This is a genomic window from Micromonospora sp. RL09-050-HVF-A (assembly GCF_019374995.1).
Taxonomy (GTDB): Bacteria; Actinomycetota; Actinomycetes; order Mycobacteriales; family Micromonosporaceae; genus Micromonospora; species Micromonospora antibiotica.
Window position 1 is genome coordinate 287,013 of record NZ_JAGKQP010000002.1, and the last position, 15,090, is coordinate 302,102.

Consider the following 15,090-nt stretch of genomic DNA (forward strand, 5'->3'; position numbering starts at 1 on the left):
GCGGGGTCGGGAGGGTGGCGGGTCGGGGCACCGGTCGGCCTCGCGGCGTGCCCGGTGGGCCGTGACATGATGACGCCCATGGGCAAGCAGCAGGACGTCGGCGGGACCGACCGTCGCAGTGGGTCGGGTGCCGCGGCGCAGGAGGCGACGGACGGTGGGGTCGAGGCCCGGCTCGCCCTCGCGCAGGACCCCGGCACGGCCCATCTGACCCTGATCGACCTGGCCGCCGACCCGTCGCCGGTGGTCCGCCGGGCGGTAGCCACCCGGGCCGACGCGCCCGCCCAGGCGCTGCGTCCGCTGACCCGCGACCCGGACCGTGAGGTGCGGGAGGCGGTGGCGAGGAACCCGGCGACCTCGATCGCCAACCTCCTGCGCCTGGTCAAGGACGCCGACCGGTGGGTCCGCTGGGCGGTCGCCGGCAATCCGGCCTGCGACGAATCGGTGCGTCGGGTGATGGCGCAGACCGCGGACAAGGAGCTGCGTGGTCTGCTCGCCGAGTCGCGGGAGCTGGAGCCGGAGCTGGCCGCGCGGCTGGTCGACGACGTCTCACCCGAGGTGCGGGAACGGCTCGCCACCCACACCCACGACCCCGAGGTGATCACCGCCCTGCTGGCCGATCGGACGGCCCGGGTACGCAAGGGGCTGGCCCGCAATCCGCGGACCACCGCCGTGCACCGCGGCGCGCTCGCCCGGGACCCGGTGCCGGACGTCCGCGCCGCGTTGGTGCTGACCGTCGAGTTGGACGAGGCGGATCTGCGCGACCTGGTCGACGACCGGTCGGTGCAGGTGCGGATGGCGGTGGCGACGTCGGAGTTCGTCCCGCCGCACCTGCGGCAGGTGCTCGCCGACGACCCCGACGAGATGGTGGCCGGTGCGGCCCGGGAGTTCCGCCCCGGGGCGGCGACCTCCCCGGTGGTACGCGTGCCGCGCGTCGGTCACCGGGCCGGGACGCCCGGTCGCGGCCGGTCGGGCGACGCCCGGCGCTGAGTCCGCCCGGCGCCGGGTCCGGCCCGTTCCGCCGTTCCCGCCTGCGGCGGCCCTGTGCTCCGACACCGCTGTGGTGGAGGTCGTCGGTGGTCGTGACCACGGGCGTCGCCGCCGGTATTCCCGGCGACGGCTGGTGGCCGCCGAATCTCGGGCGGATTGACCGGGGTGGCTCTCTTCGTTTCCTTCCGACCGGACGGTAGCATTGTGTGGCTGTACTCGGGATAGGAGGCCACCAATGGCGCGCGCGACGTCTCGCCCGGAGTCGACCCGACGCCGGCAACGCTGGCCCGACGGGTACGACCCGGAGAACACCCGTAACTCGTTGATCACCAGTGCGCTGGGGTTGATCGAGCAGCGTGGCTTCGACCGCACCTCGGTGCAGGAGATCGCCGACCAGGCGCAGCTCACCAAGGGCGCCTTCTATCACCATTTCGCCAGCAAGGACGACCTGCTGCGGCACATCCAGGAGGAGTACCTCGAGGCGCAGCTCGCCGCGATCCAGAAGATCGAAGCCGACAGTGACGACCCGACCGTGCGGGTACGGGAGCTGATCCGGTTCAGCCTCACCAGCGTGGCCGAGTACCGGGCCCACGTGACGATCTTCTACCAGGAGCGGCGGTATCTGACCGGGGACCTGTTCGCCGAGGTGACCCGCAAGCGTGGCCTGGTGGAGGCCGCCTTCGCCGGGATGGTCGCCGACGGTGTCGCCCGGGGGGTGTTCCGCGCGGACGTCGACCCGCGTATCGCCACCTTCGGGCTGGTCGGCATGTGCGCCTGGGCGTACCAGTGGCTCAACGTCGGTGGTCCGCTCAGCGTCGACGAGGTGGCCCGCCAGTTCGGCGCGATGGTGCTGGAGGGGCTGACCGCCCGGCCGGGCAGCTGATCCGGTGGATGGTCGGCCCGGGTCGTCGGCCCGCAAACGCCGCCGTCAGGTGGGACGGCTCGTCAGGCGGGACGGCTCGTCAGCCGGGTGCCCGCAGGTGGTTGATCGTCAGCCGGCGAGCAGCTGGCGGGCCATGACGATGCGTTGGACCTGGTTGGTGCCTTCGTAGATCTGGGTGATCTTGGCGTCGCGCATCATCCGCTCGACCGGGTAGTCGCGGGTGTAGCCGTACCCGCCCAGCAACTGCACCGCGTCGGTGGTGATCTCCATCGCCGCGTCCGAGGCGAAACACTTCGCCGCCGCGCCGAAGTAGGTCAGGTCGGCGTCGCCGCGCTCCGACTTCCCGGCCGCCGCGTACGTCAACTGCCGGGCCGCCTCCAACTTCATCCCCATGTCGGCGAGCATGAACTGCACCCCCTGGAACTCCGCGACCGCCTTACCGAACTGCTTGCGCTCCTGCACGTAGCCCTTGGCGTAGTCCAGGGCCCCCTGGGCGATCCCGACGGCCTGCGCGGCGATGGTGACCCGGGTGTGGTCCAGGGTCCGCATCGCGGTGCCGAACCCGGTCCCCGGCTCGCCGATCATCCGGTCAGCGGGAATCCGCACGTTGTCGAGGTAGACCTCCCGCGTCGGAGAGCCCTTGATGCCGAGCTTCTTCTCCGGAGCACCGAAGCTCACCCCCGGGTCGGACTTCTCCACCACGAACGCGGAGATCCCCCGCGACCGCGCCGCCGGGTCGGTCACCGCGAACACCGTGTAGAACTCCGACACGCCGGCGTTGGTGATCCACCGCTTCACCCCGTTGAGCACCCAGTGATCACCATCACGCACCGCCCGCGTCGTCATCGACGCCGCGTCACTGCCCGCCTCCGGCTCCGACAGGCAGTACGAGAACATCCCCTCACCCGAGGCGACCCGGGTCAGGTACCGCTGCTTCAACTCCTCGGACCCGGCCAGGATCAGCGGCATCGTGCCGAGCTTGTTCACCGCCGGGATCAACGACGACGACGCGCAGACCCGCGCGACCTCCTCGATGACGATCGCGGTGGCCAGGGCGTCCGCGCCGGCACCGCCGTACTCCACCGGGATGTGCGGGGCGTGGAAGTCGGCGGCCCGCAGCGCGTCGTAGGCGGCCTGCGGGAACTCGCTGTTCTCGTCGGCGGTGGCGGCGTGCGGCGCGACCCTGGCGCCGCACACCGCCCGGACGGCCTCCCGGACCGCGTCGTGCTCCTCGGGCACCTGGTACGCCTCGAACACCACAAACCCCCTCGTCAACAAGCTGCCGGTGATAATACCAGCCGGTCGGTATGTAAACATCCCTTGAGTTGCCCGGTCCGACAGGGTTAGATACCCACCAGTCGGAATGTGGGAGGCCGGATGACCCGCGCGGTCCGGACAGGCATGGACTTCGTCTCCGCGCTCGACCGGGGCAGCCTCGGTGGCCTCGCCCGGTTGTGCGCCGTCGACGCGACCTGGTGGGTGGACACCGGCCCCGACCGACGCGGCGGCGACCCGGTCCTCGCCCCGCGCGGCAGCGGGCGCTTCCCGTTGCACGGCGTCATGCGGATGGACGACAAGCTCGCGTTGATGCGGTCCCTCGGCCCGAAGGCGTTTCCGACCGGCTGCCGGCAGATCCCGCGCCGGATCATCGCCGGGGACGACACCTGCGTCATCGAGGTCGAAGGGTACGGCGTGCACGCCAGCGGCCTGGAGTACGCCAACCGCTACGGCTTCGTCTTCGACGTGAACCCGGCCGGAGCCGTCGTCGCGGTCCGGGAGTACCTCGACACCAGCCACGCGCAGCACGTCGTGGGCGGCGGCGCGGCCGTCGCCCGCAGCAGCCTCGACGACCGTCCGGCCTGCCGCGCGCCCGACCTTGCCGACGCGCCCACGGCACTGGTGACGGCGCTGGCCCCGTGGCCGGCGCTGGCCCGGGGCGACCTCGACGCGTTCGGTGCCCACTTCACCGCCGACGCCACCTGGTGGACCGACTCCGGCCGCCGCCGTGACCTCGGCCGGCAGCACCGGTGGGGCGACCTCGACGCCAACGGGCCGTTGCACGGGCGGGTCACCATGACCGGCAAGCTCGCCGCGATGCGGGCGCGGCTGTCCGGCGGGGCGTACCGGTCGGCCGCCGTCGAGGTGACCGCCGAGCGGTGGGTCGTCGACGACACCCTGGTCGCCGTCGAGGCCCGGGGCGAAGCCACTCTCGGGGACGGCTCCCGCTACCAGAACCGCTACCTCTGGGTCGTCGACGTCCAGCCCGGGGGCATCGCCGAGGTCCGTGAGTACTGCGACACCCTGCACGTCGCCGACCTGATGGGCCACGACGCGGAGGTCGGCCGATGAGCCTGCCGTTCACCGACCTCAACCACGTGCTGACCACCACCTCGTCCGGGGCCGCCTCGGCGGTGTCGACGCCGACGGCACGGTTAGTGCCCGGACCGCACGCATCCTCGCCGGTGCCGAACACCTCGCGCGGAGCATCGGCCGGGCCCCGTACCTCGTCATCCCCTGCGCGACGCGGCCCGACCCGGCCACCGGCGGCCCCGGCACCAACTCCGCCCTCCACGGGTCGCTCTATCCGGCGATCTGGCAGGTCAACCTGGCGCTACGGGCCCGCGGGCTCGGCACGGTGATCACCACCCTGCACCTGCACCACGCGGCGTCCGTCGCCGCGCTGCTCGGCATACCCGACGGCGCGGTGCAGATCACCATGCTGCCCGTCGCGTACACCGTCGGCACCGACTTCAAGGTCGCGGCCCGGCGGCCCGTCGACGCCGTCAGCTATCTCGACCGGTGGGGGACGCCGTTGCCCTACCGGGACAAGCCCGTCGACCGCCTCACCGGAGAGGACCACGGATGAGCAGCGCAGTGATCACCGACATCGACGAGGTGTTGACCACCACCCGGGCGGTGCGCCACCGGATGGACTTCGACCGGCCCGTCGGCCGGGCCGTCATCGAGGAGTGTCTGCGCCTCGCGCAGCAGGCGCCGATGGGCTCCAACCTGGAGGACTGGCGGATCGTCGCGGTCGACGACCCGACGCTCAAACGGCAGCTCTCCGAGCTGTACACCGAGATCTGGGACGCCACCGTCGCGCAGCCGCTGGCCGACGGCGAGGCGGCCACCACCGCCCGGTTGTCGCCGGGCGTACGCGCCGACCCGCAGGCCCAGGCACGGCAGCACCGGGTCCTCACCGCCGTGAAGCACCTCGTCGACCACCTGGCGCGGGTACCCGTCCTCGTCGTGCTGTGCAGCACCAAGCCGATCCCGCAGCGGCCGGTCGGCGGCACCGCGTCCGGCTACTACGGGTCGATCTTCCCGTTCGCCTGGTCGTTCCAGCTCGCGCTGCGCTCCCGGGGCCTCGGCTCGGTGCTGGCCACCGCCATGGCGCACCGGGCCACCCGGGTACGCGAGGTGCTCGGCCTGCCCGACGACTGGCGACCGGTCACCCTCGTCCCGGTCGCCTACACCCGGGGACTCGACTTCCGTCCCGCCGCCCGGGCCGACCTCGCCGACGTGGCGTTCTGGAACGGCCCCACCGAACCGGCCGGATCGGCGACGCGATGAGAGCCGCCCACGTCCTGACACCCTGCGCCGACGACCCGGTCGGCGCGCTGCGCGTCGGCGACCTCGCCGCCCCGGCGGCGCCCCCGGGCTGGGTGGACGTCGACGTCCGGGCCGGCGCGCTCAACATGCACGACCTGTGGACGCTGCGTGGCGTCGGCACCGCACCGCACGACGGGCCCCGGGTCATCGGCAGCGACGCGGCCGGGGTCGCCGAGGGTCGCGACGTGATCGTCTACCCGGTGCTGCCCACCGCGCCGAACGGCCGGACCGTCCCGCACGCCACCCTGCTCCCCGACGCCGGCCACGGTGTCCTCGCCGAGCGGATCGTCGTGCCGGCGGCACACCTCGTCCCCAAGCCGGCCGGGCTGAGCTGGGCCGAGGCGGCCAGCCTTCCGACGGCCTGGCTCACCGCGTACCGCATGTTGTTCACCAGGGCGGCGGTCGCTCCCGGGCGGGTGGTCCTGGTGCAGGGCGCGGGCGGTGGGGTCGCCACCGCCGCGATCAGCCTCGCCGTGGCCGCCGGCGCCACCGTCATGGTCACCTCCCGGTCCCCGGCCAAACGGGAACGGGCACTGGCCCTCGGCGCGGCCGTCGCCCTGGACAGCGGCGCGCGGACGCCGGAACTCGCCGACATCGTCGTCGAGACCGTCGGCCCCGCCACCTTCGCCCACTCGACCCGCTCCACCCGGGCCGGCGGCACCATCGTGGTGTGCGGCGGCACGAGTGGCTTCACCGCCGAACTGGACCTGCCGCGGCTGTTCGCCCGGGAGATCAGCGTGCACGGCGCGACCATGGGCACGCTCGACGAGTTCGTGGCCCTGGTCGGTTTCGTCGACACCCACCGCCTCCGGCCCACCGTCGACAGCGTCGTCGACCTAGCCGACATCCGCGTCCAGGCCGGCCGGATGCTCGCCGGCACCGGGTTCGGCAAGTTCTGCGTGAGCCTGACGTGACCTCCGTGGCACTGACCCGGCGGGGGCCCGCACTCTGGGCGCGGATCGACCGTCCCGGGGCCGGCAACGCCTGCGACAGCACGGTGCTGGCCGGGCTCGAACGGTGGCTCGCCGCCGCGACCGACCCGGGCGTACGGGTGCTCGTGCTCACCGGCACCGGCCGCAGCTTCTGCGCCGGGGCCGATCTCGCCGAGGCGACCGGCCTGCTCGGGGACCTGCCGGCGCTGCTGACCCACCTCGACCGGGGCCGCCGCCTGGTACGCGGCATCCGGGCGGCCCCGGTGCCCACCGTCGCCGCGGTCAACGGGGCGGCCTTCGGCGGCGGCCTCGAACTGCTGCTCGCCTGTGATCTCGCGGTCGCCGCCGACAGTGCCCGCATCGGCGACCGGCACCTCGCCGCCGGGCAGGTCCCCGGCTGGGGGTCAAGCGTCCTGCTGCCCCTCGCCGTCGGCCCGGCGCTCGCCCGCCGCCTGCTGATCACCGGGGAAACCTGGTCGGCCGACGAGTGCGTACGCCGGGGACTGGTCAGTGCGGCGGTGTCCGACGATCACCTCGTCGGGCACGTCGACGCGCTGGCCGACGAGGTGGCCGCCCTCGACGCGACGGCGATCCGGCGGATGCTGGGCCTCGCCCGCCCGGTGCCCGACGACGCGGCCTGGGACCGGGAGTGGGCGACCCTGACCGCACACGTCACCGCCCAGGCGGCCGTCCGCACCGGGTCGACGCCTCCGGCGGCGACCCCCGACTGACCCGTTCCGCACCGCGCCGGCCCGCCGGAGCAGGGCCGACTCCCGTACCCACCACCCGAATTGGAGCACCCGGATGCGCACCACGAGGCGAACCACCATCGACACCCCCGACGAGCTGCTGGCACTGGTCGGCGCGGAGCTGGGGGTCAGCGCGCCGCAGGTGGTGACCCAGCAGCAGGTCGACCAGTTCGCCGACGTGACCGGGGACCACCAGTGGATCCACGTCGACGTCGAGCGGGCCCGGTCCGGGCCGTTCGGCAGCACCGTCGTGCACGGGTTCCTGACCCTTGCCCTCGTCCCCCGGCTGCTCGCCGACATCCTGGAGGTGCGGACCTTCTCGATGGGGGTCAACTACGGCCTGGACCGGGTCCGGTTCGTCCGGCCGTTGCCACCGGGTGTCGAGATCCAGGGCACCGCGACGCTGGTCTCGGCGACGCCGATCGCCCCGGCGGGGGAGGGCTCGGCCGCCGGGGTCCAGGCCAAGGCGTCGATCGTGGTGGAGTTCGCCGAGACGTCGCAGCCCTGCTGCGTGGCGGAGATCCTGTTCCGCTACCACGCCTGAGGCCGCCGACCGACCCGCACCCGGGCTGACCGGGTGCGGGCGTTCACCCGGTCGCCGGCCGGCGCTCCTCCGGCTGGGCCGCCGGCCGGGGCAGACCCGGAAGGCCGGCGGCCGGGGCTGACTCGGAAGGCCGGTGGCCGGGGCTCACTCGGTCGCCGGCCGGGACGGCGTGACGAACCGGCCCCGGTAGAACGACAGCGCCGGCACGTCCGTCGGCTTCAGGTGCACCTGGTCCACGTCGAGCAGGATGATCACGTGGTCGCCGCTGGCGATCACCTCGTCGCGCCGGCCGGCGAGGATCGCCGGGGTGTCGGGCAGCAGCGGCACCCCGTCGGGGCCGGGCACCCAGGAGACCCCGTCGAGCCGCTGCGCCCCGGTCAGGCCGGAGGTGGCGAACCGGCGGGCCACGTCCTGCTGGTCCTGGCTGAGGATGTGGATGGCGATCCGGTCGGAGCCCATCAGTACCGGGAAGCTCGACGAGAAGGTGGTGACGCAGAACAGCACCTTCGCCGGCTCCAGGGAGACCGAGGTGAACGAGTTGACGGTCAGCGCGGCGACGGCGCCCTCGGCGGTCACCGCGGTCACCGCCGTCACGCCGGTGGGGAAGTGTCCGCACACCTGGCGGAACTCGGCGGAGTCGAACAGGGGCTCGGCCATCATCGGTTCACCGCCGGGTCGCTGGAGTCGTGGTCGGGGCGGAGCCCGTCTTCGAGCTGGATGAGGCACAGGGTGTGGCCGCCGGGGTCCTTCACCAGGTGCAGCCGCCCGTGTGGGGTGTCGACCGGCCCGACCGTCGGTGATCCACCGAGGGCGGTCACCCGGGCCAGCGCGTCGTCCAGGGACGCGACGGCGAAGTAGGTGATCCACCTCGACGGGATGAGGTTCGGCCAGGCGTTGTCGAGTTCGAGGACCCCGGCGACCGGCACGTCCCCGAGCGTCAGGAGCGTGTAGGGCCGGGCGGTCGGGGAGTCGTCGCGCTGCCGGGTGGTGTAGCCGAACAGGGCGCGGTAGTAGGCCACCGACGCGGCGGGTTCACCGGTGTCCAGTTCGTTCCAGCACAGCGCGCCGACCGAGTTGACCGCCTGGACGCCGACGCGTGACTCACCCTGGTAGAGGCCGAAGGCCGCGCCGAACGGGTCGACGACCGCCGCGCCGGTGCCCGCCGCCGGCAGGTAGCGGGGCGGCGAGACCAGTTCGCCGCCGAGCGTCACCGCCTGCCGCGCGGACGCGGCGACGTCGTCGACGGCGAAGTAGGTGAGCCAGCCCCGGGGCCGGTCGCCGTGCAGTGCGGCGGCGTCGGAGATCCCGGCGACGTCCCGCCCGTCGCGGCTGCACATCCGGTAGGTGGTGGCGCCGAGGCGTTCGGCCCGGACGGTCCAGCCGAGCAGCGCGCCGTAGAACACCTCGGCCTGCTCCGGGTCGGGGGTGCACAGCTCCACCCAGACCGCCTCGCCGGGTCGGAATCGTGGTCTCATCCGGCTGCTCCCTGGGTGGCCGGGCCCGCGACGATCGTGCGGGCCGAGATGTCGTACGCCTGGTCGGCGGTGCCGGTGGTCAGGCTCGACTCGATCACCTCGACCACCGCCCGCAGGGTGGACCCCGGCACGGCCAGCAGGGTGTCGACGAGGTCGTCGACCGCCCGGTCCAGCTCGTCGGTGGCGACCACCCGGGCCACCAGGCCCCAGTCGAGGAGTTGGTCGGCGGTCGCCGTCGCCGCGCCGGTCAGCAGGTGGTAGGCGTGTGGCCGGGGCACCGACCGGGCGATCGTGTGGCCGACGCCGGCCGGCGCGAAGCCGTACCGGGCCTCCGGCAGGGACAGCTGGGCGTCGGCGGCGGCGACCGGCAGGTGTACGGCGCCGAGCAGGCCGACGCCGAACCCGATGATCCGCCCCCGGACGGCGGCGACGACGGGCACCGGCAGTTGCCGGATGCGCTGTAGTGCGGCGTCGCTGGCGCGCAGGTCGGCGGCGACGGTCTCCCGGGTGGCACCGGCCAGCGCGGCGAAGGAGGAGGTGTCCCAGCCGGCGCAGAAGTGCCTGCCGGCCAGGTCGAGGCGGATGAGCACGCAGCGCGCGTCGGCGGCGGCGGTCTCCAGGGTGTCGACGAGGTCGTGCAGCGTCGCGGTGTCGAAGCAGTTGCCGCGTGCCGCGTTGTCGTAGCGGATCCGGGCGAGGCGGCCGTCGTGCCCGGAGGTGCGGGTGATGGTCACCGCGGTACCATACATACCGGTCGGTATGAATGCAACGGCGCTGGCCGGCGGCCCTGTGTCACGTGAACGTCACGAGCGGGATACCCGGCCGACCCGTTGACTTGATACCGGCTGGTCGGTACTTTGTGGCGAACGTCACCGCCGCCTCACGCGGAGACATGACGGGTCCATCGCAGTGAAGGACACCCATGATGATCATGAAATCCCTGCGCTCCCGGCGCTTCCTGGCATTGGCCGCCGCGCTGACCGTCGTGGGCGCCGGCCTCACCGGGTGCGGCGGCTCCGACTCCGACGACTCCGGCGCGTCGGGCACCGCCCCGATCCGGGCGCTGCTCGCCGCCCAACCGGCGACCCTCGACCCGATCGTCGGCGCGCGCTCCGCCCAGATCGTCTGGGCGACGATGCTCGAACCCCTGATCAACACCGGTAGCGACCTCGCGCCGACCAACACCGGCCTGGTCACGAGCTGGACCCGCACCGACGCCACGACCTGGACGCTCAAGGTCCGACCCGACATCAGCTTCAGCAACGGCGAGAAGGCCGACGCGGCGGCGGTGGCCAACACCATCACGCTCACCCGCGACAGCGCGGCCTCGCAGCTCAAGTCGTACTTCGGCAACGTCACCGCGATCGAGGCACCCGACGCCACCACCGTCGTGGTCAAGACCAAGACCCCGCAGTACGACATCCCCGACCTGCTCACCACCGTCTACCTGGTGCCGCCGAAGTACTACCAGGAGAAGGGCTCGGAAGGCTTCGCCGCCGCACCCGTCGGCACCGGCCCGTACGTCTGGTCCGGCGCGAACGCCGGCCGGGACATCTCGGTCAAGCGCAACCCCGGCTACTGGGGCACCAAGGCGACCAACGAGGGTGTCACCTTCACCTGGGCCAACGAGGCCGCCCAGCGGCTCGCGCTGATCCAGAGCAAGAGCGTGGACGTCTCCTTCGACCTGCCGCCGGCCCAGGCCAGCGCCGCAAAGTCCGCCGGGGTCGAGGTGGTCAGCACCGAGACCGCCATGAAGATCATCGCCTTCCTCGACTCCACGAAGGCGCCGTTCGACGACCCCAAGCTGCGCGAGGCGGCGGCCCTGGCCATCGACCGCGACGCCATCGTCAAGGGCATCTTCGACGGCCAGGCGGTCGCCGACGCCGGCCTGCTCAACGTCAAGCCCGGCCAGCAGCCGACGCAGAGCGTGACCGCCGACGCCGCCAAGGCCAAGGAACTCCTCGGCGGGGCGACCCCGACCGTGCAGATCACCTACCCGGCGGCCCAGTACACCAACATCGAAGAGGTCTCCCAGGCCGTCGGTGGCAGCCTGGAGAAGGCCGGCTTCAAGGTCAGCTACGTGCCGTTGGACTACGGCACGCTGGTCAAGCGGATCATCGGCCGCCAGGTGCCCGGCCTGTCGATCTTCGCCGGGGTGCCGAACGTCGCCGTGCCCGACTACTTCGTCAGCGGCTTCATGAAGACCAAGTCGATCACCGGCAACTGCCCCGACCCGCAGATCGACACCCTGGCCCAGCAGGCGCTGGAACAGAACGACGCCCAGCAGGCCGCCCCGCTCTACGAGCAGCTCAACACGATCGGCGTGGTCCAGAAGCACTGCTACGTGCCGCTGTACCGGCAGGTGTTCAACTACGCGACCGGCCCCGGCGTCTCCGGCGTGGTGTTCGGCCCGCTGAACACCGTGGACTTCACGAAGGCGACCCGCTGACGATGTCCGAGGCAGCGGAGACGGGGGTGCCGGGCGAGGTCGCCCGGCACCCCCGCACCCCGGAGTCGGACACCCCCGTGCTGGAGGTCGACGACCTCGTCGTCGAGCACCGCGACGGCGGCACCGGCGCGCTCTTCCGCGCCGTCGACCAGGTGTCACTGCGGATCGGGGCCGGCGAGAGCGTCGCCGTCGTCGGCGAGTCCGGCTCCGGCAAGACCACCCTCGCGATGGCCGCCACCGGGCTCGGCCCGCGCGGCCGGGGCGACATCCGGCTGCTCGGCCACTCGCTCGCGGCGGTCAGCCGCACCCAGCTGCGTCGGCTGCGCCCCGAGGTGCAGGTGGTCTTCCAGGACCCGCACGGCTCGCTCGACCCCCGCCAATCGGTCCGCTCCGGGCTGCGGGAACTGCGGGCGCTGCAACCCGAACGGACCTCCTGGATCGACGACGCCGACCTGCTCGGCCGGGTCCGGCTCGCCCCGGACCTGCTCGACCGCTACCCCCACCAGCTCTCCGGGGGCCAGGCGCAGCGGGTCTGCATCGCCCGCGCGCTGCTCATGCGTCCCCGCCTCATCGTCGCCGACGAACCGACCTCCGGCCTCGACGTCTCCGTGCAGGCCGACGTGCTGGCCCTGCTACGGCAGATCCGGGCCACCACCGGCGCGGCGCTGCTGATGATCAGCCACGACCTGGCCGTGGTCCGTTCGCTCTGCGACGTCGTGCACGTGATGTACCGGGGCCGGGTCGTCGAGGCGGGACCCTGCGACCGGGTCTTCGGCACCCCCGAGAACGACTACACCTGCGAACTGCTCGCCGCGATGCCCGGCGCGCGCTGGAGGTCCCGCCGATGAAGGCCAGCACCGTACGCCGCGTCGGCGGCCGGCTCGCGTCGCTGTTCGCCTCGCTGCTCATCGCGCTCAGCCTGGCGTTCCTGCTCGGCCGGCTCTCCGGCGACCCGACCGCCACCATCCTCGGCCCGATGGCCCCGCCCGAGCAACGCGAGGCGCTGCGCCACGAGCTCGGCCTGGACCTGCCCGTCGTCGTGCAGTACCTCGACTACCTCAAGGGCGTGTTCACCGGCGACCTCGGCCAGTCGTTGCAGTTCTACCAGTCCAACACCTCGATGATCGCCGACCGGCTGCCGTTCACCCTGCAACTGGTCGGTGCCGGCATGGCCCTCGCCCTGCTGGTCGGCATCCCGCTCGGGGTGCTCGCGGCCACCCGGGAGGGCACCTGGTGGGACCGGGGGGCCTCCACCCTCGCCCTGCTCGGCCAGTCCGTGCCGGTCTTCTGGTTCGGCATGATGCTGGTGGTGCTGTTCGCCGTCAAACTCGGCTGGCTGCCCGCCGGCCAGTCCGGCAGCCCGAGACACCTGATCCTGCCCGCGCTGACCATGTCGGTCTACCCGATGGCGCACATCGCCCGGCTCACCCGCGCCTCGATGAGCGACGCGCTGGCCGAGCCCTACATCGACTCCGCCCGCGCCCGGGGCATCAGCACCCGCCGGGTGGTGTGGCGGCACGCCTTCACCAACGCGATGATGCCGATCCTGACGATCGTGGTGCTCCAGACCGGCATCCTGCTCTCCGGCGCGGTCGCCGTCGAGTACGTCTACTCCTGGCCCGGTCTCGGCCAGCTCGCGTTGCAGGCCATCCAGTTCCGCGACTTCCCGCTGGTGCAGGCGATCGTGGTGTTCGGCGCGCTGGTGTTCGTGCTGCTGAACCTGCTCGTCGACGTCCTGCACTCGATCGTCGACCCGAGGGTGCGGTGAGCATGAGCCAACTCGAACTTGACCCGGTCACCGCCCCGGTGTCGCCACCGCGCCGGGCCGGCCGCCGGGCGCGTACCTCGGTGTTCTGGCTGGCCCTGCCACTGGCGGTGACCGCCGTCGCGGTGTTCGTGCTGCCGCTGACCGGGCTGCTGCCCGACGGCGGCCAGGACCTCGACGCGACCCGCCAGCCGCCCGCGTTCCTTTCCGGCGGCAGCTGGGCGCACCCGCTCGGCACCGACAAGCTCGGCCAGGACCTGCTCACCCAGTTCGTCTCCGCCGGCCGGTTGACCATCGTGATCGGCCTGGTCGGCGCGCTCGTCGCGATCGGCCCCGGCACGCTGCTCGGCCTGCTGGCCGGCTATTTCCGGGGCTGGGTCGACCGGGTCATCTCGATCCTCATCGACGCCCAGCTCGCCCTGCCGTTCATCCTGGTCGCCCTCGCCATCATCGCCAACCGGGGCAGCTCCCTGCCGGTGCTGTTCCTGGTGCTGGCGCTCACCGGCTGGGCGGTGTGCGCCCGGGTCACCCGCGCGGCGACCCTGGCCATCCGGGAACGCCAGTTCGTCGTCGGCCTGCGCGCCGCCGGCGCGTCCGAACCCCGGATCGTCTTCCGGCACATCCTGCCCAACCTCGCCGGCACCATCGTCGCGCTCGGCACCCTCCAGGTCGGCACCGCGATCCTGGTCGAGAGCGCGCTGAGCTTCCTCGGCCTGGGCGTGGTGCCGCCGATGAACAGCTGGGGCTCGATGCTCGCCTCCGGCCAGGACGAACTGAGCCAGGCCTGGTGGATCGCCTTCTTCCCCGGGCTCGCCATCACCGTGCTGGTGCTGCTGGTCAACCTGCTCGGCGACGCGCTGCTCACCCACCACGACCCGCGGAAGAGGCGGCGATGAGCGCACTGCTGACACTCTCCGGACTGTCCATCACCGCCCGGCTCGCCGACGGCGAGCTGCGCCTGCTCGACGACGTCGACCTGGAGATCCGCCGGGGCCAGATCGTCGGCGTCGTCGGCGAGTCCGGCAGCGGCAAGACCACCCTCGCCCGCGCCGTCGTCGGGCTGCTCGACCGCAACGTCCGGGTCGACCAGGGCACCATCGCGGTCGCCGGTGAGCAGGTGGTGGCCCCCGGCGTCGACCGCACCGGCCGGGTCCGGGGCAGTGCCGTCGGCATGGTCTTCCAGGACGCGTCCCGGTCGCTGAATCCGCTGCTGAAGGTCCGCACCCAGCTCGCCGAGGTGCTGCGCCGCCACGTCCGGGACATCACCCGCGCCGAGGTGGAACGCCGCTCGGTGGAGGTGCTGGCCCAGATGCGCATCGACGACCCCGGCAGGGTGCTGGCCAGCTACCCCCACCAGCTCTCCGGCGGCCTGCGCCAGCGGGTCGCCATCGGGCTCGCCGTCGTCACCCGCCCCGCGCTGGTGATCGCCGACGAGTGCACCACCGCCCTGGACGTCACCACCCAGACCAAGGTCGTCGACCTGTTCCGCACCCTGGTCGACGAACTCGGCATCGGCCTGCTCTTCGTCACCCACGACCTGATGCTCGCCAGCGACCTGTGCGACCGGATCGCGGTAATGAGCGGCGGGCGGGTCGTCGAACAGGGCGACGCCCTGACCGTGCTGGACCGACCGCAGCAGGAGTACACCCGACGCCTGCTCGCCGCCATCCCCTCGTGGAGCTGAAGGAGAACCC

The 15,090-nt window shown here is 72.8% G+C and carries 17 protein-coding genes; 13 read left to right on the plus strand and 4 right to left on the minus strand.

Features of this window, described 5'->3' with window-relative positions; genetic code table 11:
* Positions 1-78 precede the first annotated feature (78 nt).
* Both J7462_RS01555 and J7462_RS01560 read left to right on the plus strand, forming a co-directional pair.
* Positions 79-987, plus strand: a complete 909-nt coding sequence (locus J7462_RS01555) for a DUF2336 domain-containing protein (protein ID WP_219460734.1) — start codon at positions 79-81, stop codon at positions 985-987.
* 235 nt (positions 988-1,222) lie between these two features.
* The gene (locus tag J7462_RS01560; protein ID WP_208570612.1) at positions 1,223-1,870 is read left to right on the plus strand and encodes a TetR/AcrR family transcriptional regulator; all 648 of its coding nucleotides are present in this window, start codon (positions 1,223-1,225) and stop codon (positions 1,868-1,870) included.
* 108 nt (positions 1,871-1,978) lie between these two features.
* On the opposite strand, the gene J7462_RS01565 is transcribed toward J7462_RS01560, so the two are convergent.
* The gene (locus J7462_RS01565; protein WP_219469909.1) at positions 1,979-3,127 is read right to left on the minus strand and encodes an acyl-CoA dehydrogenase family protein; all 1,149 of its coding nucleotides are present in this window, start codon (positions 3,125-3,127) and stop codon (positions 1,979-1,981) included.
* A 120-nt stretch (positions 3,128-3,247) separates the two neighbouring features.
* On the opposite strand from J7462_RS01565, the gene J7462_RS01570 reads away from it, so the two are divergent.
* From J7462_RS01570 to J7462_RS01595, 6 genes are all read left to right on the plus strand, one after another.
* Positions 3,248-4,219, plus strand: a complete 972-nt coding sequence (locus tag J7462_RS01570; RefSeq protein WP_219460736.1) for a nuclear transport factor 2 family protein — start codon at positions 3,248-3,250, stop codon at positions 4,217-4,219.
* Between the two features lie 103 nt (positions 4,220-4,322).
* The gene (locus J7462_RS01575) at positions 4,323-4,736 is read left to right on the plus strand and encodes a nitroreductase family protein (RefSeq protein WP_219469912.1); all 414 of its coding nucleotides are present in this window, start codon (positions 4,323-4,325) and stop codon (positions 4,734-4,736) included.
* A complete protein-coding gene (locus J7462_RS01580) occupies positions 4,733-5,443 on the plus strand; it encodes a nitroreductase family protein (protein ID WP_219460738.1) in 711 nt (236 codons plus the stop codon). The genes J7462_RS01575 and J7462_RS01580 overlap by 4 nt, the downstream gene beginning before the upstream one ends.
* On the plus strand, positions 5,440-6,396 hold the full coding sequence (locus J7462_RS01585; protein WP_219460742.1) for a zinc-binding dehydrogenase: 957 nt from the start codon (positions 5,440-5,442) through the stop codon (positions 6,394-6,396). Before J7462_RS01580 ends, J7462_RS01585 begins: the two co-directional genes overlap by 4 nt.
* A gap of 5 nt (positions 6,397-6,401) precedes the next feature.
* Positions 6,402-7,145: an enoyl-CoA hydratase/isomerase family protein gene (locus J7462_RS01590; RefSeq protein WP_219460744.1), complete on the plus strand. Its 744-nt coding sequence runs from the start codon at positions 6,402-6,404 to the stop codon at positions 7,143-7,145.
* Positions 7,146-7,218: 73 nt separating this feature from the next.
* A complete protein-coding gene (locus J7462_RS01595; RefSeq protein ID WP_219460746.1) occupies positions 7,219-7,707 on the plus strand; it encodes a MaoC family dehydratase in 489 nt (162 codons plus the stop codon).
* A gap of 144 nt (positions 7,708-7,851) precedes the next feature.
* Here J7462_RS01595 and J7462_RS01600 read toward each other — a convergent pair whose 3' ends face one another.
* The 3 genes from J7462_RS01600 to J7462_RS01610 are packed head-to-tail and all read right to left on the minus strand — an operon-like array spanning position 7,852 to position 9,916.
* On the minus strand, positions 7,852-8,367 hold the full coding sequence (locus J7462_RS01600) for a flavin reductase family protein (protein WP_219460750.1): 516 nt from the start codon (positions 8,365-8,367) through the stop codon (positions 7,852-7,854).
* Positions 8,364-9,182, minus strand: coding sequence for a VOC family protein (locus J7462_RS01605; protein WP_219460753.1), 819 nt, complete (start codon positions 9,180-9,182; stop codon positions 8,364-8,366). The genes J7462_RS01600 and J7462_RS01605 overlap by 4 nt, the downstream gene beginning before the upstream one ends.
* Positions 9,179-9,916 carry an enoyl-CoA hydratase/isomerase family protein gene (locus tag J7462_RS01610; protein ID WP_208566425.1) on the minus strand — a complete coding sequence of 246 codons (738 nt, stop codon included), beginning with the start codon at positions 9,914-9,916 and terminating at the stop codon, positions 9,179-9,181. Before J7462_RS01610 ends, J7462_RS01605 begins: the two co-directional genes overlap by 4 nt.
* Before the next feature lie 191 nt (positions 9,917-10,107).
* Here J7462_RS01610 and J7462_RS01615 point away from each other — a divergent pair, with 191 nt between their 5' ends.
* The 5 genes from J7462_RS01615 to J7462_RS01635 are packed head-to-tail and all read left to right on the plus strand — an operon-like array spanning position 10,108 to position 15,080.
* Entirely contained in the window at positions 10,108-11,631 is a 1,524-nt protein-coding gene (locus J7462_RS01615) for an ABC transporter substrate-binding protein (protein WP_219460756.1), read from the plus strand.
* A 2-nt stretch (positions 11,632-11,633) separates the two neighbouring features.
* A complete protein-coding gene (locus J7462_RS01620; RefSeq protein ID WP_219460758.1) occupies positions 11,634-12,479 on the plus strand; it encodes an ABC transporter ATP-binding protein in 846 nt (281 codons plus the stop codon).
* Positions 12,476-13,399, plus strand: a complete 924-nt coding sequence (locus J7462_RS01625; RefSeq protein WP_219460760.1) for an ABC transporter permease — start codon at positions 12,476-12,478, stop codon at positions 13,397-13,399. The genes J7462_RS01620 and J7462_RS01625 overlap by 4 nt, the downstream gene beginning before the upstream one ends.
* A gap of 2 nt (positions 13,400-13,401) precedes the next feature.
* Positions 13,402-14,292, plus strand: coding sequence for an ABC transporter permease (locus J7462_RS01630; RefSeq protein WP_219460764.1), 891 nt, complete (start codon positions 13,402-13,404; stop codon positions 14,290-14,292).
* Positions 14,289-15,080, plus strand: a complete 792-nt coding sequence (locus J7462_RS01635; protein WP_219460767.1) for an ABC transporter ATP-binding protein — start codon at positions 14,289-14,291, stop codon at positions 15,078-15,080. Before J7462_RS01630 ends, J7462_RS01635 begins: the two co-directional genes overlap by 4 nt.
* Positions 15,081-15,090 lie beyond the last annotated feature (10 nt).